Annotated in this window: 21 protein-coding genes and 2 rRNA genes; 12 read left to right on the top strand and 11 right to left on the bottom strand. The window is 69.2% G+C overall.

The window, feature by feature from the left end; genetic code table 11:
* The 3 genes from AB0C82_RS06800 to AB0C82_RS06790 all read left to right on the top strand — a co-directional run.
* Positions 1-73 (top strand): 23S ribosomal RNA (locus AB0C82_RS06800); the annotation flags it as partial.
* Between the two features lie 79 nt (positions 74-152).
* Positions 153-269 (top strand): 5S ribosomal RNA (gene rrf, locus AB0C82_RS06795).
* Positions 270-366: 97 nt separating this feature from the next.
* A complete protein-coding gene (locus AB0C82_RS06790; protein WP_362836934.1) occupies positions 367-924 on the top strand; it encodes a GNAT family N-acetyltransferase in 558 nt (185 codons plus the stop codon).
* A 1-nt stretch (position 925) separates the two neighbouring features.
* On the opposite strand, the gene AB0C82_RS06785 is transcribed toward AB0C82_RS06790, so the two are convergent.
* The 8 genes from AB0C82_RS06785 to AB0C82_RS06750 form a co-directional block, all read right to left on the bottom strand.
* Positions 926-2,410, bottom strand: coding sequence for a type VI secretion protein (locus AB0C82_RS06785; RefSeq protein ID WP_362836932.1), 1,485 nt, complete (start codon positions 2,408-2,410; stop codon positions 926-928).
* A 2-nt stretch (positions 2,411-2,412) separates the two neighbouring features.
* Positions 2,413-3,831: an ATP-binding protein gene (locus AB0C82_RS06780; protein ID WP_362836930.1), complete on the bottom strand. Its 1,419-nt coding sequence runs from the start codon at positions 3,829-3,831 to the stop codon at positions 2,413-2,415.
* Between the two features lie 106 nt (positions 3,832-3,937).
* Positions 3,938-5,488: an SCO6880 family protein gene (locus AB0C82_RS06775; RefSeq protein ID WP_362836928.1), complete on the bottom strand. Its 1,551-nt coding sequence runs from the start codon at positions 5,486-5,488 to the stop codon at positions 3,938-3,940.
* Positions 5,485-6,843 (bottom strand): hypothetical protein, encoded by a 1,359-nt coding sequence (locus tag AB0C82_RS06770; RefSeq protein WP_362836926.1) that lies wholly within the window; start codon positions 6,841-6,843, stop codon positions 5,485-5,487. The genes AB0C82_RS06775 and AB0C82_RS06770 overlap by 4 nt, the downstream gene beginning before the upstream one ends.
* Complete coding sequence (locus AB0C82_RS06765; protein ID WP_362836924.1) at positions 6,833-7,702, bottom strand: hypothetical protein; 870 nt, start codon at positions 7,700-7,702, stop codon at positions 6,833-6,835. Before AB0C82_RS06765 ends, AB0C82_RS06770 begins: the two co-directional genes overlap by 11 nt.
* Positions 7,703-7,883: 181 nt before the next feature.
* Positions 7,884-8,192 (bottom strand): hypothetical protein, encoded by a 309-nt coding sequence (locus tag AB0C82_RS06760; protein WP_014047394.1) that lies wholly within the window; start codon positions 8,190-8,192, stop codon positions 7,884-7,886.
* A gap of 374 nt (positions 8,193-8,566) precedes the next feature.
* Positions 8,567-9,466 carry an aldo/keto reductase gene (locus AB0C82_RS06755; protein ID WP_362836922.1) on the bottom strand — a complete coding sequence of 300 codons (900 nt, stop codon included), beginning with the start codon at positions 9,464-9,466 and terminating at the stop codon, positions 8,567-8,569.
* A gap of 218 nt (positions 9,467-9,684) precedes the next feature.
* On the bottom strand, positions 9,685-10,500 hold the full coding sequence (locus AB0C82_RS06750) for a hypothetical protein (RefSeq protein ID WP_362836920.1): 816 nt from the start codon (positions 10,498-10,500) through the stop codon (positions 9,685-9,687).
* Between the two features lie 347 nt (positions 10,501-10,847).
* Between AB0C82_RS06750 and AB0C82_RS06745 the strand changes: the two genes are divergently transcribed.
* From AB0C82_RS06745 to AB0C82_RS06725, 5 genes are all read left to right on the top strand, one after another.
* Positions 10,848-11,258, top strand: a complete 411-nt coding sequence (locus tag AB0C82_RS06745) for a hypothetical protein (RefSeq protein ID WP_362836918.1) — start codon at positions 10,848-10,850, stop codon at positions 11,256-11,258.
* Entirely contained in the window at positions 11,255-13,036 is a 1,782-nt protein-coding gene (locus AB0C82_RS06740) for an alpha/beta hydrolase (RefSeq protein ID WP_362836916.1), read from the top strand. Before AB0C82_RS06745 ends, AB0C82_RS06740 begins: the two co-directional genes overlap by 4 nt.
* 68 nt (positions 13,037-13,104) lie before the next feature.
* Positions 13,105-13,587, top strand: coding sequence for a hypothetical protein (locus AB0C82_RS06735; protein WP_362836914.1), 483 nt, complete (start codon positions 13,105-13,107; stop codon positions 13,585-13,587).
* Positions 13,588-13,687: 100 nt separating this feature from the next.
* Positions 13,688-14,698 carry a bifunctional lytic transglycosylase/C40 family peptidase gene (locus tag AB0C82_RS06730; RefSeq protein WP_362836912.1) on the top strand — a complete coding sequence of 337 codons (1,011 nt, stop codon included), beginning with the start codon at positions 13,688-13,690 and terminating at the stop codon, positions 14,696-14,698.
* A 305-nt stretch (positions 14,699-15,003) separates the two neighbouring features.
* A complete protein-coding gene (locus AB0C82_RS06725; protein ID WP_362836910.1) occupies positions 15,004-15,735 on the top strand; it encodes a phosphatase PAP2 family protein in 732 nt (243 codons plus the stop codon).
* Between the two features lie 65 nt (positions 15,736-15,800).
* Here the strand turns inward: AB0C82_RS06725 and AB0C82_RS06720 are convergent, their stop codons facing one another.
* Positions 15,801-17,480: an FAD-binding oxidoreductase gene (locus AB0C82_RS06720; protein ID WP_362836908.1), complete on the bottom strand. Its 1,680-nt coding sequence runs from the start codon at positions 17,478-17,480 to the stop codon at positions 15,801-15,803.
* A 90-nt stretch (positions 17,481-17,570) separates the two neighbouring features.
* Positions 17,571-17,750 carry a hypothetical protein gene (locus tag AB0C82_RS06715; protein WP_362837095.1) on the bottom strand — a complete coding sequence of 60 codons (180 nt, stop codon included), beginning with the start codon at positions 17,748-17,750 and terminating at the stop codon, positions 17,571-17,573.
* Between the two features lie 267 nt (positions 17,751-18,017).
* Between AB0C82_RS06715 and AB0C82_RS06710 the strand changes: the two genes are divergently transcribed.
* Positions 18,018-18,902, top strand: coding sequence for a hypothetical protein (locus AB0C82_RS06710; protein ID WP_362836906.1), 885 nt, complete (start codon positions 18,018-18,020; stop codon positions 18,900-18,902).
* A gap of 98 nt (positions 18,903-19,000) precedes the next feature.
* A complete protein-coding gene (locus tag AB0C82_RS06705; RefSeq protein ID WP_362836904.1) occupies positions 19,001-19,201 on the top strand; it encodes a hypothetical protein in 201 nt (66 codons plus the stop codon).
* Between the two features lie 36 nt (positions 19,202-19,237).
* On the opposite strand, the gene AB0C82_RS06700 is transcribed toward AB0C82_RS06705, so the two are convergent.
* Entirely contained in the window at positions 19,238-19,618 is a 381-nt protein-coding gene (locus AB0C82_RS06700) for a metal-sensitive transcriptional regulator (RefSeq protein ID WP_362836902.1), read from the bottom strand.
* 200 nt (positions 19,619-19,818) lie between these two features.
* Here AB0C82_RS06700 and AB0C82_RS06695 point away from each other — a divergent pair, with 200 nt between their 5' ends.
* Together AB0C82_RS06695 and AB0C82_RS06690 are read left to right on the top strand one after the other, a co-directional pair.
* Positions 19,819-20,439 carry a DUF47 family protein gene (locus AB0C82_RS06695; RefSeq protein ID WP_073720505.1) on the top strand — a complete coding sequence of 207 codons (621 nt, stop codon included), beginning with the start codon at positions 19,819-19,821 and terminating at the stop codon, positions 20,437-20,439.
* Positions 20,440-20,444: 5 nt separating this feature from the next.
* The gene (locus tag AB0C82_RS06690) at positions 20,445-21,443 is read left to right on the top strand and encodes an inorganic phosphate transporter (protein ID WP_362836900.1); all 999 of its coding nucleotides are present in this window, start codon (positions 20,445-20,447) and stop codon (positions 21,441-21,443) included.
* Positions 21,444-21,524 lie beyond the last annotated feature (81 nt).

The raw sequence follows: 21,524 nt of genomic DNA, 5'->3' as shown, positions 1-21,524 counted from the left end.
GTTGATAGGCCAGATGTGGAAGCCCGGTAACGGGTGGAGCTGACTGGTACTAATAGGCCGAGGGCTTGTCCTCAGTTGCTCGCGTCCACTGTGTTAGTTCTGAAATAACGAACGGCCGTGTTTTCATCCGGTGTTGGTTAATTTCATAGTGTTTCGGTGGTCATTGCGTTAGGGAAACGCCCGGTTACATTCCGAACCCGGAAGCTAAGCCTTTCAGCGCCGATGGTACTGCAGGGGGGACCCTGTGGGAGAGTAGGACGCCGCCGAACAATTATTCCGGGAAAGCCCCGTGCCCTTGTGGCACGGGGCTTTTCTGCGTTCAGATACTGTTTGCGCCGGTCATGGCCGGCGGGGCAGGATCTTCCGATGGACTATGTGATTCGTGCAGTGCGCGCCGAGGACTGGCCGACGGCCAGGGCACTCCGGCTGGCCGCCCTTCAGGACCCGATGGCGCCGGTCGCCTTCCTCGAGACGTACGAGGACGCGGTGGCCCGGCCCGACGCGTTCTGGCAGCAGCGGACGGCCGACGCTGCCGAGGGTGTCGCAGTGTGCCAGTTCATTGCCGAGCGGCCCGACGGTGACCTCGCCGGCACGGTGACCGTCCTGGTGGAACGGCCGGACGGCGATACCCGGTTCGGAGCGGCCGCCGAGGTCGACCAGACGCACGTGGTCGGCGTCTTCGTGCACGAGCAGGACCGGGGGAACGGTCTGACGGACGAGCTGTTCCGCACGGCGATCGAGTGGTCCTGGTCGCTGGCCGAGCCGCGCATCGAGCGCGTGCGGCTCCATGTGCACGAGGGGAACCCGCGGGCTGCGGCCGCCTATCGCAGGATCGGTTTCGTGCCGTCGGGGCAGACCGTGTCCGTCCCGCATGACCCGGGCGCGCTGGAACTGGAGTACGTGATCGAGCGGCCCCGTCCGTAGCTCACGGAGTCTGGAGCGGCCGGAGCCAGCGGGCGCGGCCCTGTTCCTGCGAGCGGATCAGGACCAGAGGCGGCATGCCCTGGTCCTGACCGGAGGACAGCAGCTCCGGAAGCTGGGGAAGCGGAGCGACGGCTGCGACGTCGTCGAGGACCAGCGTCATTGGTGGGTCGAGCCGACCGTCGGTTGACCGTGCGGCCAAGCGGCGGCCGTGCTCGACCACGTGTGAGGACAGTGCAGTGAGCAGGGGCATTGCACCGGGGTGGGTTCGTGGGTCCTCGATGGGTTCACCAACCACATACAGCGTTCCCCCTTCGCCCGTAAAAGATTCCAGTGCGAGCAAATCGGCTCGATTCGCTGTGCAGGCCTCGCGGATGTGGACAGAGGACAGGGCGGCGAAGGCCCGTACCGTCAGTTCCTGTGCCTGTTCCCGGCGTTCGGGATAGGCGGTGAGCGCGGACTCCAGCAGGCCGGCGATACCGGACGCGGCCTTCGGGTGTGTGCGCAGGAGGCGTACGGCCTCCTGGACGTTGCCGCCGAGGGCCCAGCGGTGGACCTGGCGGAAGGGCCGGCCGTCGACGGCCGCGGCGTGCAGCCAGCACTTGAGCAGTGTCTCGGCGGTGTCCGCGGTCGCCGCGTCCATGCGGGCCTGCGGGCGTATCGGGGCGAGGAGAGCCGCGGCGCGGGAGGCGGCTACGGCGGGCTCCTCACAGCCGGCTGTGGGGGACCAGTGGAGCCGGGCCGGGGTGTCGCAGAGGTGGCCGGGGTCGTAGACGAGGACCGGGCCGAGCTTGCTGCGGGCGTCTTTCGTCTCCGACCAGACCGTGGGGTCCGAGGTGACGACGAGGACGGGGCCCACGGCGTCGAGGATGGCCTGGACGGCCGCGGGGCGGCGGGTCGCCGAGGGGCCGTAGAGGAGGTGCGGGGCGCGGGGAGCCGGTACGAGGTGGGCGGAATGGTGTTCGGGGGCGGGTGCGAGCGGGGTGGGTTCGCGCAGGGGCGGTTCGCGCAGGGCGGCGGGCGGGGCCGGTTGCTCCTGTACGGGGGCCGGTGAGGGGGCCCATGCCGGGACCTGGGCGGGTGCGAGGGCTTCCTGGGGCTGGGCGTGCCGTTCGTGGCGGCGCGTCTCCCGTACGAGGCGCCAGCGGGCCACGACACCGAGGACGAACACCGTCAGTACCAGGAGCACCATCAGCTCGCCGATGAACAGGCCCCAGAACAGCCCGTATCCGGAGAGCTCGCCCGGCGGGGTCTCGGGCCAGGCGGCGGGGAGGTTCTGCGGGGCGGTGGCGAGTGCGCGCAGTGCCAGCGGGGTCCGGGCGAACGTGACGCCCTGGGGCCAGGCGCCGTGGGCGAACAGCCCGGCCAGCCCGGTGGCGGTCCAGCCGAGGATCGTCAGCCCGAACAGGAGGCCAAGGAGGCCGACCAGCAGCCCGTCCGGGAGGCCGCCGGTGCCGTGTTCCTGTCTGTTCGACGCGCTCGACGACACCGTCAGGCCACCGTTGACTCGGACGCGTCGTTCATGCGCTGCTGATGCTCGATCCGGACCGCCCGTTGCTCCGCCTCCAGCTCCGCGGCTCGTACGTCCTCGGGGAGCAGGTCGTTGGCGGATCCTTCCGTCATCGCACGGTCCGTGAAGACGAGGGGCCGTTCGGCTTCGGTGATGAGGTGTTTGACCACCTGGACGTTGCCGTTGACATCCCAGACGGCGATGCCCGGAGTGAGGGTCGGGATGATCTCGACCGCCCACCTGGGCAGACCGATCACCTTGCCCGTGGCTCTGGCCTCGTCGGCCTTCTGGGCGTAGATCGTGCGCGTCGACGCCATCTTGAGGATCGCCGCCGCCTCCCGCGCCGCGGCTCCGTCGACCACGTCGCTGAGGTGGTGGACGACGGCGACGAAGGACAGACCGAGGCGCCGGCCGAACTTCAGCAGGCGCTGGAAGAGCTGGGCGACGAACGGGGAGTTGATGATGTGCCAGGCCTCTTCGACGAGGAAGATCCGCTTCTTCCGGTCGGGCCTGATCCAGGTGTGCTCCAGCCATACGCCCACGATCGCCATGAGGATCGGCATCGCGATGGAGTTGCGGTCGATGTGGGAGAGGTCGAAGACGATCAGCGGTGCGTCGAGATCGATGCCGACCGTCGTGGGGCCGTCGAACATGCCGCGGAGGTCACCGTCGACGAGCCGGTCCAGGACGAGGGCGACATCCAGGCCCCAGGCCCGTACGTCGTCTATGTCGACGTTCATGGCCTCGGCGGATTCGGGCTTCGGGTGGCGCAGTTGCTCCACGATGTCCATGAGGACCGGCTGGCGGTCGGTGATGGTGTCGTTCACGAACGCGTGGGCGACCTTCAGCGCGAAGCCGGAACGCTCGTCGAGCCCGTGACCCATCGCGACTTCGATGATCGTGCGGAGCAGCGCGAGCTGGCCGGTCGTCGTGATCGCCGGGTCGAGCGGATTGAGCCGGATGCCGCCGTTGAGGGCGGCCGTCGGGTCGAGACGGATGGGGGTTATGCCCAGCTCCTGGGCGATGAGGTTCCACTCGCCGACGCCGTCCTCGCCCTGGGCGTCCAGGACGACGACCTGGCGGTCGCGGAAGCGGAGCTGGCGGAGCACGTACGTCTTCTCCAGCGCGGACTTTCCGTTGCCGGACTCGCCGAGCACGAGCCAGTGCGGGGCGGGCAGTTGCTGTCCGTAGAGCTGGAAGGGGTCGTAGATGTACCCCTTGCCGGAGTACACCTCGCGGCCGATGATCACGCCGGAGTCGCCGAGGCCGGGCGCGGCGGTCGGCAGATAGACGGCCTGGGCCTGGCCCGTGGACGTACGGACGGGCAGCCGGGTCGTCTCGACCTTCCCGAAGAGGAAGGCGGTAAAGGCGTCCGACAACGCGGACAGCGGATCTCGCATGGCGTGAATGACCTCCCTCTCGGTCTCGCGGTATGGCGTGGCGGGTGTGCGGGTGTGCCGGTGTGTGGGGCTGCGGTTCTGTGGGGCGATGGATCCGCGGGTTCGGTCAGCGGCGGATGCCGGTGGCGAACGGCAGGGTGTTCACGAAGGCACGGTGGTGCTCGCGGTCACACCACTCCAGCTTCAGATAGGACTTGCCGGCCGAGGCCCGGATCGTGCGCTTGTCGCGGGCGAGGGCCTCCGGTGAACGGGACGACACGGTGATGTACCCCACCAGGTTCACTCCGGCCGCGCCGCTGGCCAGATCTTCACCCCGTTGGTCGAGTCGTCCGTGGGCGGCGATGTCGCGCGGGTCGACGGTCCGGTTCATCTTGGCCTGGCGGCTCGCCTCGGCCTCGTCGTTCGTCTTCTCCGTGAGCATCCGCTCGATGGCGACCTCGGTGGGTTCGAGGTCCATGCAGACGGCGACCGTACGGATGACGTCCGGTGTGTGGACGAGGAGCGGGGCCAGGAAGTTGACGCCGACGGGCGTCATCGGCCACTCCTTCACCCAGGCCGTGGCGTGGCACCAGGGAGCGCGGGTGGTGGACTCGCGTGTCTTGGCCTGCAGGAACGTCGGCTCGACGGCGTCCAGTTCGGCCGGCCACGCGTTGCGCTTGGTCATCGCCTGGATGTGGTCGATGGGGTGGTCGGGGTCGTACATGGAGTGCACGAGGGAGGCGAGGCGGCTCTGGCCGAGCGGCTGGCGTACCCGGATGTCGGCTTCGGCGAGGCGGGCGCAGATGTCGGTGAGCTCGCGCGCCATGACGACGGCGAGGCCGGAGTCCCGGTCGCGCTTGCGGCCGCCGTGCGGGCGGGCGGCGCGGGCCATGGCGTTGGCCTCGGCGGCCAGTTCGCGGCTGTAGTGCATGCAGGCGACGAGGTAGGCGCGGTGCTGCTCGCTGGAGGTGGAGACCATCGACTGGAGCTGGTCGTACGACTCCTGGAGCCAGCCGGGGGACGTCTTGTCGCCGCGCTGGGCGACGTCCTTGGCGTGGGCGTCGGGGTCGGCGGGCAGGGTGCGGGCCAGCATCTGGATGCGGGTGACGAAGCCGTCGCCGTTCGCCACGTGCTTGAGGAGGGTGCCGAAGCGGTCGACCAGGGCTTCCTGGTCCTCGCTGTCGCGCAGGCCGACGCCGGGGCCCTCGATCTCGATCGCGGCGGTGACCGTGCGCCGGTCGGCGTGCAGGAGTACGGCGATCTCGTCGGGGCCGAAGGGGGCTCCGAGCCAGCTGATCCGGCCGATGCCCGGGGGCGGGCCGATCTCCACCTCACGGCCGTCGGCGCTGACGCCGGCTTCCATGGCGGAGGAGCGGTAGGCGGTGCCCCGGCGCAGGGAGCGCTTGAAGCTGCGGTTGATCTCGAACCACTTGTAGAAGGTCCGGTGCTTGTACGGGACGTAGACGATGGCGAGGGCCAGCAGCGGGAAGCCCATGAGGAGCACGATCCGCAGCGACAGTACGGGGACGATGAGCCCGCTCATCATGCCGAGGAACGCGCCGCCGATGATCAGGGAGATCTCGCCGGTCTCGCGGTTCTTGCCGACGATGGCGTTGGGACGGGCGCGGCCGATGAGATACGTACGGCGGGGCGCGATGCTGTGGGACTGAGTCGTCAACGCCCTCCACCTCCTGTGCTCTTGTTACCTGTGCTGCCTGAACCGCCGCCCCGTGCGGAGCGGCTGCTGTGGGGGGTTCCGGCGGTGGGACCGGAACCGCTGCGGGGCTGCGGAGCGGCGGCGGAACCGCCGCCTCCGCCCCCGCCGGTGCTGCGGGAGCTGTGGGCGGCGACGCCGCCGCTCGCGGGGTTGGAGGATCGGGCGCCTCCGCCGCCTCCGCCGCTGTTCTGGTCGTTGCGGCCGCTGTGGGTCTTGATGCCCTGGGAGACGAGGGCGGCGGGGGAGCTGATCATGGCGGCGGCCTGGGAGCCGTCGGTGGCCTGCTTGCGGTTGGTGCGGGCGCCCTGGATCTCGTCGCCGAAGCCGGGGACGAAGCGGTAGATCATGGCGGAGGCGAAGATCGCCAGGAGGATGATGGAGAGGCCGGAGACGACGGCGGAGAACGCGTCCGGGCCTTCGTCCTGGGAGAGGGCGCCGGCGAGGCCGAGCACGATGACGATGACGGGCTTGACCATGATCACCGCGATCATGATGCCCGCCCAGCGGCGGACGTGGCCCCACATGTTCTTGTCGACGAGCCCGGCGTAGACGACGACTCCGAGGAGCGCGCCGACGTAGAGAAGGGCGGCCCGGATCACGAGTTCCAGCCAGAGGATTCCGGCGGCGAGGATCGATACGAGCGAGACGACGATCAGCATGATCGGTCCGCCGCCGATGTCCTCACCCTTTTCGAGGGCCTTGGCGAACGAGCCGAAGAAGACGTCCGTCTGGCCGCCGGTCGCGGCGGAGATGACCTCGGTGACTCCGTCGGTCGCCGAGACGATGGTGTAGAGGATGAGCGGGGTGAAGGCGGAGGCGAGGACGGTCAGCCAGAGGAAGCCGACCGCCTCGGAGATCGCGGTGGCCAGCGGTACGCCGCGGATGGCGCGCTTGGCTACGGCGAGCAGCCACAGGACGAGGGTCAGGACGGTGGAGGCGGCGAAGACGACCGCGTACTGCTGGAGGAACGTGGAGTTGGTGAAGTCCACGTTCGCCGTGCTCTTCACGGCCTCGCTGAGCTTGCCGACGATCCAGGACGCGGCGTCGGCGCAGCCGCGGGCGAGGGAGGAGAGGGGGTCGAGGGCGTCGTCGGTGGTGGTGGGCGCGCGGCGGGCGGAGCCGCCGGGGTCGTTGCCCTCGCAGTAGTCCTTCGCGGGGCCGCGGATCAGGTCACAGGCATTGTTGCTGCCACTGGGCGATGGGGTCGGTGACGGCGCCGCTACGGCCTGGCTCGCGAACAGCACGAGAGCGACCTGAATGCTGCCTAGCGCGGTGGTGAGTGGCAGAGATCGCCGGGAAAACTGGCTAGCGGGCATAGGTGAACCCTCCGAACTGCTCCACGGCGTCGGCCATCTCCTCGGCTGATGAGGCGGCTTGATCACGGCCGACTGGCACGGGGCCGTCCTTCTGCGTGAAGTCGGTGATCTTCCAATCACCGTTGATCCAGCTCAGTTCGAAGGTGTTCGTGTACCAGCTCTCGGACACCGGGTTCTGGGAACCTTCCCCAGCGAGTCCGAACAGAGCCGAATACCAGACTGAGACGCTGGCTGCATCGCCGCTGAACTTTTCGACCTTGGCCCCGACTGGATTCGAACGTGAGATGAACGTCAGGCCTGCTGGTGCCGTGCCGTCGGGGTTCAGCCCGATCCCGGCCAGGAAGCCTTCGCCGGAGTAGACCTTGTCCAAGTCGCCTTGGCGCGCAGCCGCTACGGCGGGTGCGTACACCGCGCTGGCGATCGCACGTCGACGCTCCTGATCGAACATACCGTCGGACCCCAGCGCCACCGCATAGTTCGCAGCCGCGCTCTGCGCCCCCTGCTCGTCGTGGGCGAAGCCCGAGGGGATGGTGTCGTTCGTGCCCTGGACCGGCTTCGTGCCCGTGGCGGCCGTGGGGCCCGTGCCCGTGGTGCCCGGCTTCTTCGCGTTGTCGCCGGGTGCTTCCTCGTTGGTGCCTCCGCTGCGGTTCGCGAACGCGATGGCGGCGATGAGGAGGACGACCACGCCGATCATCATGACGAGGGACCGCGAGTTGCGGGCGGGACGGCGGCCGTGGTCGCCGCCGTCGCCGTCGGGGAGGCGTGTGCGGGTCTGGCGCGTGCCGCCCAGCGTGCTGTACGGGTCGTCGCTGCGGCCGCCCGGATCGCCGCCGTAACCCTGATCGTCGCCCTGGCTCATGCCGGGTGTGCCCCCTCAGCCGTCTGCAGTGCCGCGTAGTACGACGGTAGCGGTGCTGGTTGCCGCGCAGGCGCGGTGTGGTGACTGGACATCAGGGAGACACAACCTCAGCCGGTGGGCACGACGGACGGATGGTGTGAGGTGGGCGGGGACGGCCCGGGGCGGTGCGGATGGCGTCGGGTCAGACCGCCATGCCGTACACGATGGTGAACAGGGTGCCGAGCGATCCGATGATGAAGACGCCCGTGAGTCCGGCCACGATCAGGCCCTTGCCCTGTTCGGCGCTGAACGTGTCGCGCAGGGCCGTCGCGCCGATGCGCTGCTTCGCCGCGCCCCAGATCGCGATGCCGAGACAGAGCAGGATGGCCACGGCCATCACCACCTCGATCATGATGCGCGCCTCGTTGCCGAGGGTCCCGAACGGCCCCCAGTTCGGGGCGATTCCGCCGATGATGGTGGTGATGTCGCCCTTTTCAGCTGCCAGGATCATGTAAGTCACCGCCCCTGTTGGGTAGTTCGCTGCCCGCGCCGTCCGGCACGGGTCGCCTTCTATCTTCGCTGATGAAACCGCGCCCGTACGACGCCTTCCCGGTCTCTTTACCCGGATCTCGCACGTTTGACCGGGAGGACCGCCCTGACCTGCGACTCGTGCCGGCATCCGCGTGCATATGCATGGTTACTCTGTGTATCACGCGGTGTGACCACGAGCAACGAGGATGGCCCCGGGTTCCTGATGCGGTTGCAGCGTTCGGTCCGGACGCCGGATTCGTACGCGCCGTTCAAGAGCCGTCGGCGCGCCGGTGGTCCACCGTCGACACACCGTCAGGGCGGTTCGTGGGAAGGGGTCGTGGTGTGTGGGCCGGGTTACGAGGCGAGCCGGGCCAGGTCGTCCGCGGAGAGCTTGATCGCGCCGGCGGCCACGTTGTCGGCGAGGTGGTCCGGGTTGCCGGTGCCGGGGATGGCCAGGACGTGCGGCCCGCAGTGCAGGGTCCAGGCCAGCCGGATCTGCGCGGGCGACACCCCATGGGCCCGGGCGACGGCCTGTACCTGGTCGCTCTCCGTCGTACCCGCTTCGACTCCTGCCTCACGACCGGCGCCCGCGATCGCGTAGAAGGGCACGAAGGCGACTCCCTCCTCGCCGCACCTGCGCAGGAACGCGTCCTGTTCGGGCCGCGCGCCGATGCCGTACTGGTTCTGTACGCAGACCACCGGCGCGATGGCCTGGGCCTCGGTGAGGTGTTCAGGGGTGATGTTGGAGAGGCCGAGGTGGCGGATGAGGCCGGCCTCGCGCAGCTCGGCCAGTGCGCCGAAGCGTTCGGCGATCGAGCCGGTGCCGAGGATGCGCAGGTTCACCACGTCGAGGTGGTCGCGGCCGAGCTGGCGCAGGTTCTCCTCGACCTGACCCCGCAGCTGCTCGGGGGTGGCGAAATCTATCCAGTCGCCCGAGGGGTCCCGGCCCGGGCCGACCTTGGTGACGATGACGAGGTCGTCCGGGTAGGGGGCGAGGGCGTGGTTGATCAGCTCGTTGGCGGAACGCAGGCGTGAGAAGTAGAAGGCGGCCGTGTCGATGTGGTTCACGCCGAGTTCGATCGCCCGGCGCAGCACGGTGATCGCGCGCCCGCGATCGCTGGGCGTGGCTTCGTTGGTGAGCGCCTCGCCGTACTGCGTCAGGCGCATGGCGCCGAACCCGATCCGGTTGACCGGCAGGTCCCCCAGCTTCCAGGTGCCTGCGGCTGCCGCGTTGATCGTTCCGTCTGAGGTCATCAGCGGATTCTGTCACCGGTCGTGCGAGACGTGCGGCGGGCGGCATTCCTGGCTGCGAGTGACCGCGAGGGTGTCCGCTGCCCGCGCTCGGGGTCGACGTGTCGAAGTGTCGCTGATCCGCGTGCCGTATCGCTGGTGGCGCACCCGGACACCGGCGGTACCGCGCCGACAGTCGCCCGGAAGCCGCTGCCGGCACGGTGTCCGTACCGTCGTGCCGGTCAGAGCACGTCGACGTAGTCGCCCGCGGAGGTCGCGGGGCCCGTGGTGGAGGTGCCGCCGAAGGTCCAGCGCCAGTAGCCGTCCGCGGCAGCGGTGACCGTGGCCTTGAGGGCGCCCGTGGAACCGGCCGTCACGGTCTTGACCGTGGAGTAGACGGACGTGCCCTTCTTGCGGAACTGGAGCTTGGCCGACTGGTTCCCGTAGCCGGTGTAGGAATGCTTCACCCAGTCCGCGCGCTTGAGGCTGCCGGTCACGGTGAGGGTCTTGCCCTTGGCCACCGGTTCCGGGGAGGCGTTGGCCGTGGCCTTCGCCCACCGCTTGACCTGGGCACCGCCGGAGAGGGTCGCGTACTCCTCCGTCTTCAGCCCGCCGCTGGACGTGAAGAGACGTGCTATGACGCCGATCTTCCACGTGGTGGCGTCGCCGTTCGAGTCAAGGCCGTAGCGCGGGTCGATCCTGAGTTCGCCCTCGCAGCGAGCTTCGCGGGTGCTCTCCTCGTAACACGTGTACGACCCCATGTAGAGGCCTCCGCTGTCGGCTCCCCGAGCGGCGGTGGTGTCGTGGTAGAGGAACGGTTCTGCATGCCAGGGGAACGGGTCCGCGGTGCTGTAACCGGAGGGCAGGGCGACTCGGAAGGTGACCGGTGGGGTCTTCACGTCCGAGGTGCCCACCACGATGGGCCTGCCTCCGTTGATCACCACCGATGAGACGGTGATGCCGGTGTCCGCGGCCTGCGCCGTCGGGGCGCTGAACACCGAGAGGGCGAGTGCCCCGACGATCGCGGCCGCGGTACCGGTTCTGCTGCCTGCCTTCAATGCACACCTCTTGTGGGTACGGGATCGAACCGCCCGCCGGACCCGCCGGCTCGGCCTCGGTCCGACTGGCGGGGCGGCAGATTATCAGCGGGGCGGGCATGACGATCACGTGGGAGCGGACCTCAGGGCGCAGTCCAGGCAGATGATCATTTCGGCGACGCTACGAGGCGCTCGGGCCCTCCGCCGAGCCCTCCACCGAACGAGTGATTCCGGCCCTCCTGCCTGGCAGCCGTGACGCCCGGGATTCAGGGGGCGCGGGCGGTTCCGGGGCGCTCGTCGGGCCGTGTGTGCGGGGCATGTCGGCCCCGCTGAACTGGGACAGTGCCGCTCCACGATCAAGGAGCGGGGTGAGCGGCGTGGCCGTGGTGGGGCAGCCGTCGGGGCAGCAGGGGTTGAGTGACCTGGGTGGTCCGCGTGACGGCGGAAGCGGTGATGGTGGCAACCGGGTGCTGAAGCACCATGACGGGCCGTGGACGCGGGCGGCCGGTGGCGCGGAAGCTCTTCGGGCGCATCTGGCGCCGGTGAAGCCGGAGCTGGGGGCGGCGCACAACGGGCTGTTGGCGGGGGCGGGCGATCTGACCGCACTGGCGGAGCTGGGCAGCGTACGCGAGTCGTGGGAGAGGCGGATCGCGAGCGCGCAGGGGGAGTGCGCGAGCCTCGCGGGAAAGTTGCGGGCTGTGGCCCGTGCGCAGGGTGAGACGAACGAGGCCGTGCGGTCGTCCTTGGCTTCCGTGGTGACCGGGAGCGGCGCGCGATGACCGGGGCGGTACTGACGTGGGCGAAGTTACGGGACCTGAAGTGCGCCGAGCTGGAGGGCGCGGCGGACGGCTGGGGCCGGACGAGCAACCGGGCGGATGCGGCGCGGGACCGTATCGAGCAGCAGCTGCTGAACGGATTGCGCGAGACGGAGCAGGGTGAGGCGGCCGATGCGGCGGTCGCCCGCTTGCGGCAGCTGAGCCGCAACTTCCAGTACGTCTATACGGAGTGCGGCCTGCTCCGTACGACGCTGAACAGCCTGGCCCATGAGATGCGGGCCCAGCAGCGCGTGCTGGCGGACGCGCTGGACGATGCGGGCGCGCTGAAATTCACGGTGCACGCGGACGGGTCGGTGACGTACCCGGCGGCCGGCGAGGGGCTCGTCGGCGGAAAGCCTCTGACGGGTGGGACGGCGCCGGGGGCGGGGGTGCCGGGGCTGGTCGCGCCGTCGGGTCTGGTGGCACCGAACCCGAACGCGGCGAAGGCGCAGGACATCGCCGACCGGATCGTGAAGGCGGTGCGGACGGCGGCCGAGATCGACTGGCGCTACGCGGGCATTCTGCGGAGGTTGAAGGCGGAAGAGGGTCTGAAGGTTCCGGCCTCGACGTGGACGGACGCGGCGGGGGATGCGGCGGCGGTACGGGCTGCGGCGCGGGGGTACCTGAAGGACGACATCCCGCTGGACGCGACTCCTGCGGAACGCCATGCGTGGTGGGCGGGCCTGACGCAGGAACAGCGCGAGGAGTACCTCGCGGTGTACCCGGACCAGATCGGCAACCTGGACGGGATCCCGGCCCTGGTACGCGACGCGGCCAACCGCGACAACCTCCAACTGCTGATCGGCAAGCTGGAGGGGCGGGGCGACGAGGATTCGCAGACGAAGCTGGAGGCGCTGCGGGAGATTGACCGCCAGTTGCAGGCGCCTCTCAAACCCGGCGACCCGCCGATGTACTTGCTGGGCATCGGGGATGAGGGTAACGGCCGGGCCATCGTGTCGTATGGGAATCCGGATACATCGAGAAATGTGGCGGCATATGTCCCCGGGCTGAATACATCGCTGGACGTAGAATTTACGGAGGGAGATCTTAAGCGTGCGCGTGACACGGCGATGGGTGCGCGAAAGTATGACTCGTCGAGTGCAGCAATTGCATGGCTAGGGTACGACGCTCCACAAATGGTAGATGGGCTGGACAGCCTGGACGTCATGGGGGATGAGAGAGCGGAAAAGGGTGGCTCTGCCTTCAGTGGCTTCATGGGTGGCCTGTCGGCTACTAATGAACATGACGATCCCCACATGACTGCCATTGGGCACTCCTACGGCTCTCGCACAGTAGGCGCCGCGACTCAGGGAGATGGCGGAATGTCAGGAGTCGACGACTTCATCTTTGTCGGCAGCCCGGGTGTCGGTGTTAATCGTGCCGAGGAACTCGGGGTCGATGGGGATCACGTCTTTGTCGGCGCAGCGGAAAATGACCTGGTGACCAGAACGCCACCCACATCGCAAGTGAAAGCGGGCGCTGTTATGGGGCCCATCGGTTACTTGGCTGATGGCCTGGGCGATCACAATGAGGACGGCTCATGGTTCGGCCAGGATCCGGCGAGTGAGGATTTTGGGGCCAGGAGATTTCCTGTGAATGAGGGGCCTTCGCTGATCCTCGATAGATCCTTTGGCGCACACTCGCAATATTTTGATCCGGTCAAGGATTCCGCCTCGGCGGACAGTATTGCCTTTGTGGTGTCAGGAAACGCTCATAAGGTGAAGGTGGAGGAGCCGCGGTGAAGTATAGAACCGGGCGTGCATTGAAGGCCGCTCTGGTGTGCGTGATTCTGTCCGGATGTGGAAATGTTATGACCCCGGTGGATGGCGAGCGAGTCGACATGAATATGCAGGAAGCGGCAGAGTATTCCGACGAGGTGCTCGACGGCACTTTCGCAGCTATCGATCCTGAAGTGCGGTGGACGCATGGTCCGACGACTGCGGGCGGGTGTGACGTGACGCGCAGGAGGACCGTGATGACTGTTATCTCGGAGGGGCGGCGGGGAAGCTTCTTAGGGGTCGTGGATCGCCTTTGGCGCAAAGGGGGGTACAGGGTAAAAGCGATCAATAATGATAAGGAATTTCCGGCCATCTATGCGCAAACAAAGCAAGGTTTTGGTGTAAGCCTGAGCTTTGGAGGTGAGGGGCAAGCCTTTTTTGAGGTCGACAGCCCTTGCGTCGAGAAATCAGACGTGGCCGACTCCACCACCAAGCCCACTGCCCCCGCCTTCGAGGGTGAGTTCATCCCCCGCCCCCACATCCGCTCCGAGTTCTGGTCCGCTGGGGCCCCCTGACCCCCCGTTACCCCCCTCGTGCCCCCGCCGCGCCCCCTCCCACCCGTACACACCAGCGAATCGGCCCATGAACCCGGGCTGGATGGGGGATGGTTGAGGTGTGCGGAAATACTGGGTGGTCGTCGGCGGTGGGATCGGGCTGTGTCTGTGTTTCGTTGGGCTGCTCGTCGTCGGTACCTACTCCGCCGCTGCCGGGCTTGCCGGGGGTGGGGGTGGCGGGGTCGTCGGGCTGGCCAAGGGGGCCGTTCCCGCGCGGTATCAGCCTCTTGTGGAGAAGTGGGGCAACCTCTGTCCCGCCATCAACCCCGCCCTCCTCGCCGCGCAGTTGTACCAGGAGAGCGGTTGGAACCCGAGGGCGCAGAGCCACGCCGCAGCTCAGGGCATCGCTCAGTTCATCCCCGGGACCTGGGCCTCGCACGGGATCGACGGGGACAATGACGGGGACCGCGACGTGTGGGACCCCGCCGATGCCATTCCGTCCGCGGCCTCGTACGACTGCGAGCTCGCCGGGTACGTGAAGAAGGTCCCGGGCGATCCGACCAACAACATGCTCGCCGCCTACAACGCCGGTGCCTACCGCGTGATCCGGGCCGGCGGGGTGCCCGCGATCTCCGAGACGCAGAACTACGTCAGAATCATCCGCTCGCTGGAGAAGAGCTTCGCCCGGCCCGTCGGCCGTGTCGCCCCCTCGCGGCAGGCGGCCGGCGCCATCTACTTCGCGCAGGAGAAGCTCGGTACGCCCTACCTCTGGGGCGGCAACGGTACGGCCGAGCAGGGCGGGCGGTTCGACTGTTCCGGGCTGACCCAGGCCGCGTACCGGACCGTCGACATCGAGCTGCCCCGCGTCGCCAACGATCAGTACAACGCCGGGCCGCATCCCTCGCGGGACGAGCTGCTGCCGGGGGACCTCGTTTTCTTCTCCGACGACCTGACCAACTCGCGGGCCATTCGGCACGTGGGCCTCTACGTCGGCGGCGGTTACATGATCAACGCTCCCTACACCGGGTCCGTGATCCGCTTCGACAAGATCGATACGCCCGACTACTTCGGTGCGACGAGGGTCACGAAGGACGGCGCGGCGGCACTGCCGACCGACCTCCCGCAGGCCTGACGTGCGAGCGACGGGTTTGAGACAGATGGGCGTCGGGCGACCCACGGACAGTTGCCATGACCGGAACTCTCCGTGAAGCCTGGGCCCTGAGCTGCGACGATGAGTCACTCTTCGATAACGTCATGGTGATCATTCGGTGGAGGTCGGAACGTACGCAGCTGACAGACCGTTTCCTGAACTGGGGCACTGTCCGCGCTGACCATGCGGCGTCGCCGGGACATGCGGTATCGCACCCAATACGGGGGTCGACCGAAGCGGCGCACGCCTGTGTGCGCCGCAGCAGACAAGGCAAGGGGCCGTAGCAGATGGCTGGACTCGCACTCGATGGGTCGAACCCCGACGTCAGCCTGCTCTACGACATCAACGGGCTGGCGAAGGCCTCTCCCGCCTGGTTCGACCGGGTCATGGAGTTCGTCGGCGAGTACGGGATCATGCTCGGCATGGTCCTGGTGGGCCTGTGGTGCTGGTGGAGTGTCCGCCGGCGCGGGACCGCCGAGGACTCCGTCGCGGCTGTCGCGGGGATCGTCTGGGCGCCGCTGGCGGCCGGGATCGCCCTTCTCATCAACATCCCGATCCGGGGCTTCGTGGAGCGTCCACGCCCGTTCAACGATCACGAGGGACTGGACGTCCTCGTGGCCGGCAAGACGGACTTCTCGTTCGTGAGCGACCACGCGACCATGGCGATGGCGATCGCCGTCGGGCTCTTCGTCGCCAACCGGAAGTTCGGGTTCGCCGCGCTCGCGCTCGCCCTCGTCGAAGGCCTCTGCCGGGTCTACATGGGCGTGCACTACCCGACGGACGTCATCGGCGGTTTCGCTCTCGGTACGGCGGTGGCGCTGCTTCTCGCGCCGCTCGCCATGGCCCTGCTGACGCCGCTCGTGACCGCGGTGTCCCGGTCCGGCCGGGTCGGCTTCCTCGTACGCTCCGGCAAGCCGCTCGGCGCCACCGCCGACGACCGCGGCCGCTCGCTCGGCATTCCCGAGCCGCGGCCCGGGTCGGGTGGCGGTGGTGCGGGGGAGAAGGACCTCGCCGCCTGAAGGCGGCAGAGGGCAGGGAGCGGGGAGCGGGATCCTGCGTTGTCCCCGAGGGTCCTGCCCCGGGGTCAGAAGGACTGGGGGAAGGTGAAGAGGCGGGCCGGGTCGTACCGCTCCTTGAGGCGGGCCAGCCGGTCGGCCGACGGACCGTAGTACGCCTTCCGCCAGTCGGCCAGATCCGGGTCGACGTAGTTCTGGTACGCGGCCCCGGACGCATACCGGCGCATGGCCGCGTGGGTGGTTTTCAGCCAGTCTTGCTGGGCGGCCCCGGAGGTCCCGGACTGCCAGGCGCCGATGTACTGGGCGAGCACCCGTGAGCGCCGGTGGACGAACGCCGTCGCCTGCGGGTCGACCCGGTTGACCGCCCCGCCGAGCGCGGTGAGCGCGATGGAACCCTCGCCGCCGCCCTGGTCGACCGGGATCCGGGTGAACGCCTCGGCCCGGTCGATCAGCGCCCGCAGGCCCGCACCGGAGAGCGGCCGGTCGAAGAAGTCGGAGGCCGCGGCGTACGCCTCACGCTGGAGCGCCCCGCCCTCGTCGCGGCCCGGCGTCGGGCCCGGCAGGTGGCACTGGGCGTCCGTGAGGCCCGAGCAGCCCGCGTAGAGAAGCATCGTCTCCAGGAAGCTGTGCGGGCGCAGCGATACGGAGGAGGCCGAGGCGCCGATCTTCTCGGCGAGCCGGTCCACGGCGTTCTGCAGATCCCCGTACGTGCCGAGCGAGAACACGGCGACGGACACCGTCGGCGTCCCGCCGCCGGGGCCCGCGTCGAGGTGGGCCGAGGACCAGATCTCGTCCGGCTGCTCGGGGCCCCACTCCTGCCAGGCGCCGATGACGGCCTGGGCGCGGGACCACGGGTAGGCGAGGAAGCCGCTGACGGCCGGTGGGGCGGGCCGGGTGCGGAAGCGGAGCTCGGTGACGACGCCGAAGTTGCCGTTGCCCGCACCGCGCAGGGCCCAGAACAGGTCCGGATTGCGGTCGGCGTCGGCGGTGAGCGTGCTCCCGTCGGCGGTGACCAGCGTGGCGGATATCAGGTTGTCGCAGGTCAGGCCATAGGCGCGGGAGGTGACACCGTGGCCGCCGCCGAGCGTGAGGCCGGATATGCCAACCGTCGGGCAGGAGCCGCCGGGGACGGTCCTGCCGTGGCCGGCCAGGCCCCGGTAGACGTCGATCAGCTTGGCGCCCGCCCCGATGGTGCCGTTCGCGTCGACGCGGGCGATCGCGGACACGTCGATGACCAGCTTGCCGTTCCCGCTGGACCAGCCCGCGTACGAGTGGCCGCCGCTGCGGATCGCGACCGGCACACGGGCCGAGCGGGCGAAGGCCAGACACTCACGGACGTCGTCCTCGTGCCGCACGTACGCGACCGCCGCGGGCTTCAGGGCGTCGAACCGGGTGTTGTAGAGCTGCCGGGCGCTCGCGTACGCGGAGTCGCCGGGGCGTACGAAGAGACCGTCGAGGCTCCGGCCGAGGGCGGGCCAGTCGGGGCGTGCGGGGGTGGGGCCGGGCGAGGCGGGGCGTGCGGGGGTGGGCCCGGGGGACTTGCCCGGGCCGTCGGCCGACGGGCTCCCCTTGCCGGGCTCGCCGGTCGCACCACAGCCGGCGGCCGTCAGCGCGGTGGCCGCGCCGGCGGCCAGTGCGGCGTTGAGCACGGCACGGCGGCGCTGCCCGGTCCCGTCCGGCGCGGCCGGGACCGGGACCGGGGGCGAGGCGGCGGACGGAGCGGCCTTCGGGCTGTGCGGCCGGTGCATGAGCGGCCTCCAGGTCGGGCCCCCGGGCCGATCGTCGGCTGGTGAGGCGGTGAGGCGGTGAGGCGGTGAGGCGGCGTTGCTTCAGTTGCTCTACGAACCGGGTGGGTTCTCGGGGGAGGACAGATGCTGCTCGGCGTCCGTACGGGCCCGGTCGCGGGAGCGGCGGGCGGGGCCCCGCCATCCGCAGGCGCAGTGGGCCAGACAGAACGAGCCCCGCTCGACCGTCGTGACGCTGTGCGCCGGAGCGGCGGCAGGCGCGTCGGTCGAGATGGTGCCTGGCCGGGGCGGGACGGTCCGGCCGGCCGTGTGGAAAGCCGGGATACGGGCTTGGTCCTGGGCCGGGGTGGGCGCTTCCTCATGCACGCGTCCAAGGTACTGGTGGCGGCACCCGAACGGTGGATCCGTCCATCCGCCGACGGAGCTGACAGGCGCCCCCGCCGACAAGGACGGGCGCGAGCGGCGTGACGAGGAACCCCGGTGGTCGTTAGGCGGGACGGCGGGGCTTGTGCCGGGTTGGTCGTTGGGGGTTGGCAGGCGATGGTGGTGCAGCAGGACAGGGGCGGAGGCGCAGCCCTGGCTGTCTGCGCCCTCGCCGTGGCAGGCGTGATGGCGGTGACCGCCGGGTGCTCGGGCGACAGCGGTGGCGGTGAGGCACGCGGCGGGCAACTCCGTGCCGGACCGCCGGGAGCCGGTGGTCCCGGGGAAACGCTTCGGCGGGTGGCGGACGTGCTGGCGGCGGCGGGCAGCGCCGAGCTCCGTACGTCCATGGAGACCGCGTCCGGCGGGACACGGGTCACGATCAGGGGCCAGGGGACGTACGACTTCCGCAGGCAGCTGGGGCAGGTCAGGGTCGTCCTGCCGAAGGACGCCGCCGGGGAGACCGGGCACCGGCCGATCACCGAACTGCTGGCCCCCGGGGCGCTGTACATGAAGAACCGGGGCGCCGGTGTGCCCGACGAGAAGTGGGTGCGGGTCGACACGACGGCTCTGGAGGACGGGAACCTCGTCACGGGCGGGGTGACCGATCCGATGGCCGCCGCCGAACTCCTGCGTGGAGCGCGCGCGGTGACGTATGAGGGGGAGACGGAGCTCGCCGGGGTGACGGTCCATCACTACCGGGGGACCGCGGACCTCGGGCGGGCGGCGGGCGCCGCGTCCGCGGAGTCGCGGGGTGCGCTGACAGCGGCGGCGAAAGGGTTCAGCACGGACTCGGTGCCGTTCGACGCGTACCTCGACGAGGACGGGCGGCTGCGCAAGGTGCGCCACCGGTTCACCTTCGCCTCGGAGGGGCCGGCGGTGGCGGTGGTGTCGACGATGCTGCTGTACGGGTTCGGAGTGCCGGTCACGGTACGACTGCCGGACCGCGGTGACATCTACACGGGCTTGATCCAGCAGGGGCAGGGCGGCGAGGGGGACCGGTAGGAGGGGGCCGAAATGGTCCGTCCGTGCCATGCGCGGTGAGTGTTCCGCTCCCTACGCTAGGAAGCCGGTGCGCCAGGAGTCGGCGACGGCAGAGAGAGGTGACGCACGTGGTGACGCTCAGCGCCCCGAACGCTCAGGACTGTTTGGCTCTGGCCGAGATCGAACTCTGCGGCGAGCTGATGATCGCGGCGTCGGCCGCCCGGGAGGACCGGCTCAGTCCCGACCGTATCGACGAGGTGCTCAACGTCAGGAGCGGCGACTGCCTGCCGGCCCCCCGGCAGACCGGCCGCCGGGGGTGACATCGCGCACGTCGTCGTACGGGGCGGAGCTCCCGCTCATGTACGGAGCAGGCGGGCGATCGCCTTCGTGGCCTCCTCGACCTTCGCGTCGATCTCCTCGCCGCCCTTGACGGCGGCGTCGGCGACGCAGTGGCGCAGGTGCTCCTCGAGGAGCTGGAGGGCGAAGGACTGGAGGGCCTTGGTCGAAGCCGAGACCTGGGTCAGTATGTCGATGCAGTAGACGTCCTCGTCGACCATCCGCTGCAGGCCGCGGACCTGGCCCTCGATGCGGCGCAGGCGCTTGAGGTGCTCGGCCTTCTGGTGGTGGTAGCCGTGGATACCGCGGTCGTGGTCGGTGACGACGGTGGCCGTACCGGCTTCCGTGCCGGGCTCCGCACCTGCGGAACCGGCTGCCTCAGTGGCCTCGGTGGTGGTCATTGCATCCTCCCGTTGTCTGTTGCCCTGCCGTACCGGATACCCCTGCCGGGTATATGGTACCGAATCCAGCCGAAACGTGACCGGGGGTCCGTGCTGATCACTGTGCCCGATGGGCGACACTGAAGAACGCCGGTTAGCCGTGGCCGGATGATGCGCCTAGCATCAGCCTGACCGAATCCAAAGCACCCCGAGGACCCCACGTGCGCTTTCGTCTGACCCCCAGGGAGACGAGCTTCTACGACATGTTCTCCGCATCCGCGGACAACATCGTCACGGGCTCGAAGCTCCTCATGGAACTGCTCGGGGCGGATTCTGCCTCCCGAGTCGAGATCGCGGAGCGTATGCGGGCAGCGGAGCACGCGGGGGACGACGCGACCCACGCGATCTTCCACCAGCTCAACTCCTCGTTCATCACGCCCTTCGACCGCGAGGACATCTACAACCTCGCCTCGTCGCTCGACGACATCATGGACTTCATGGAGGAGGCCGTCGACCTGGTCGTTCTGTACCAGGTCGAAGAGCTCCCCAAGGGTGTCGAGCAGCAGATCGAGGTACTGGCCCGGGCGGCGGAACTGACCGCCGAGGCCATGCCGAGCCTGCGGACCATGGAGAACCTCACCGAGTACTGGATCGAGGTCAACCGTCTGGAGAACCAGGCCGACCAGATCCACCGCAAGCTGCTCGCGCAGCTCTTCAACGGCAAGTACGACGCCATGGAGGTGCTGAAGCTCAAGCAGATCGTGGATGTGCTGGAAGAGGCCGCTGACGCGTTCGAGCACGTCGCGAACACCGTGGAGACCATCGCGGTCAAGGAGTCCTGAACCTCGTGGACACCTTTGCGCTGATCGTGACCATCGGTGTCGCGCTCGGCTTCACGTATACGAACGGCTTCCACGACTCGGCGAACGCCATCGCCACCTCGGTCTCCACCCGGGCGCTGACCCCGCGTGCGGCCCTGGCGATGGCCGCCGTGATGAACCTCGCGGGCGCCTTCCTGGGCCAGGGGGTCGCCAAGACCGTCAGCGAGGGCATCATCGCGACGCCCGAGGGGCAGAAGGGGATGGGAATCCTCTTCGCGGCGCTGGTCGGCGCGATCATCTGGAACCTCATCACCTGGTACTACGGTCTGCCGTCCTCGTCCTCGCACGCTCTGTTCGGCGGCATGGTCGGTGCGGCGCTGGCCGGCGGGACGATGGTGCACTGGGACGGCGTCCTCGACAAGATCGTCATCCCGATGTTCCTCTCGCCCATCATCGGCCTGCTCGCGGGCTATCTGGTGATGGTCGCGATCATGTGGATGTTCCGGAAGTCCAACCCCCACAAGGCCAAGCGCGGCTTCCGTATCGCGCAGACGGTCTCCGCGGCGGGCATGGCGCTCGGGCACGGCCTCCAGGACGCCCAGAAGACGATGGGCATCGTCGTGATGGCCCTGGTCATCGCCGATGTCGAGGGCCCCAACGACGAGATCCCGGTCTGGGTGAAGATCTCCTGCGCCCTGATGCTCTCGCTCGGTACGTACGCCGGCGGCTGGCGCATCATGCGTACGCTCGGCCGGAAGATCATCGAGCTGGACCCGCCGCAGGGTTTCGCGGCCGAGACGACGGGTGCGTCGATCATGTTCGGCTCGGCGTTCCTGTTCCACGCGCCGATCTCCACGACTCACGTGATCACTTCCGCGATCATGGGTGTGGGCGCCACGAAGCGGGTGAACGCGGTGCGGTGGGGTGTTGCGAAGAACATCATCCTCGGGTGGTTCATCACCATGCCGGCTGCGGCGCTGGTCGCTGCGCTGAGCTACGGGGTCGTCGTCCTGCTGTTCGGGTGACGAGGGCTCGGTGACCGGGCCGGGGCGTCCGGTGGCCGCCTTCGTCCTCGACCGCCGGACGGGCTGAACGTCCTCGATCGC

This window comes from Streptomyces sp. NPDC048560, assembly GCF_040650955.1.
GTDB lineage: Bacteria > Actinomycetota > Actinomycetes > Streptomycetales > Streptomycetaceae > Streptomyces.
This window is presented reverse-complemented; position numbering and strand designations above follow the sequence as displayed.

Coding starts and splice junctions, on each gene's coding strand:
- AB0C82_RS06700 (WP_362836902.1), bottom strand. CDS start 19,618: ATGACCACCACCGAGGCCACTGAGGCAGCCGGTTCCGCAGGTGCGGAG.
- AB0C82_RS06790 (WP_362836934.1), top strand. CDS start 367: ATGGACTATGTGATTCGTGCAGTGCGCGCCGAGGACTGGCCGACGGCC.
- AB0C82_RS06710 (WP_362836906.1), top strand. CDS start 18,018: ATGGTGGTGCAGCAGGACAGGGGCGGAGGCGCAGCCCTGGCTGTCTGC.
- AB0C82_RS06755 (WP_362836922.1), bottom strand. CDS start 9,466: ATGACCTCAGACGGAACGATCAACGCGGCAGCCGCAGGCACCTGGAAG.
- AB0C82_RS06780 (WP_362836930.1), bottom strand. CDS start 3,831: ATGCGAGATCCGCTGTCCGCGTTGTCGGACGCCTTTACCGCCTTCCTC.
- AB0C82_RS06760 (WP_014047394.1), bottom strand. CDS start 8,192: ATGATCCTGGCAGCTGAAAAGGGCGACATCACCACCATCATCGGCGGA.
- AB0C82_RS06720 (WP_362836908.1), bottom strand. CDS start 17,480: ATGCACCGGCCGCACAGCCCGAAGGCCGCTCCGTCCGCCGCCTCGCCC.
- AB0C82_RS06765 (WP_362836924.1), bottom strand. CDS start 7,702: ATGAGCCAGGGCGACGATCAGGGTTACGGCGGCGATCCGGGCGGCCGC.
- AB0C82_RS06735 (WP_362836914.1), top strand. CDS start 13,105: ATGACCCCGGTGGATGGCGAGCGAGTCGACATGAATATGCAGGAAGCG.
- AB0C82_RS06770 (WP_362836926.1), bottom strand. CDS start 6,843: ATGCCCGCTAGCCAGTTTTCCCGGCGATCTCTGCCACTCACCACCGCG.
- AB0C82_RS06725 (WP_362836910.1), top strand. CDS start 15,004: ATGGCTGGACTCGCACTCGATGGGTCGAACCCCGACGTCAGCCTGCTC.
- AB0C82_RS06740 (WP_362836916.1), top strand. CDS start 11,255: ATGACCGGGGCGGTACTGACGTGGGCGAAGTTACGGGACCTGAAGTGC.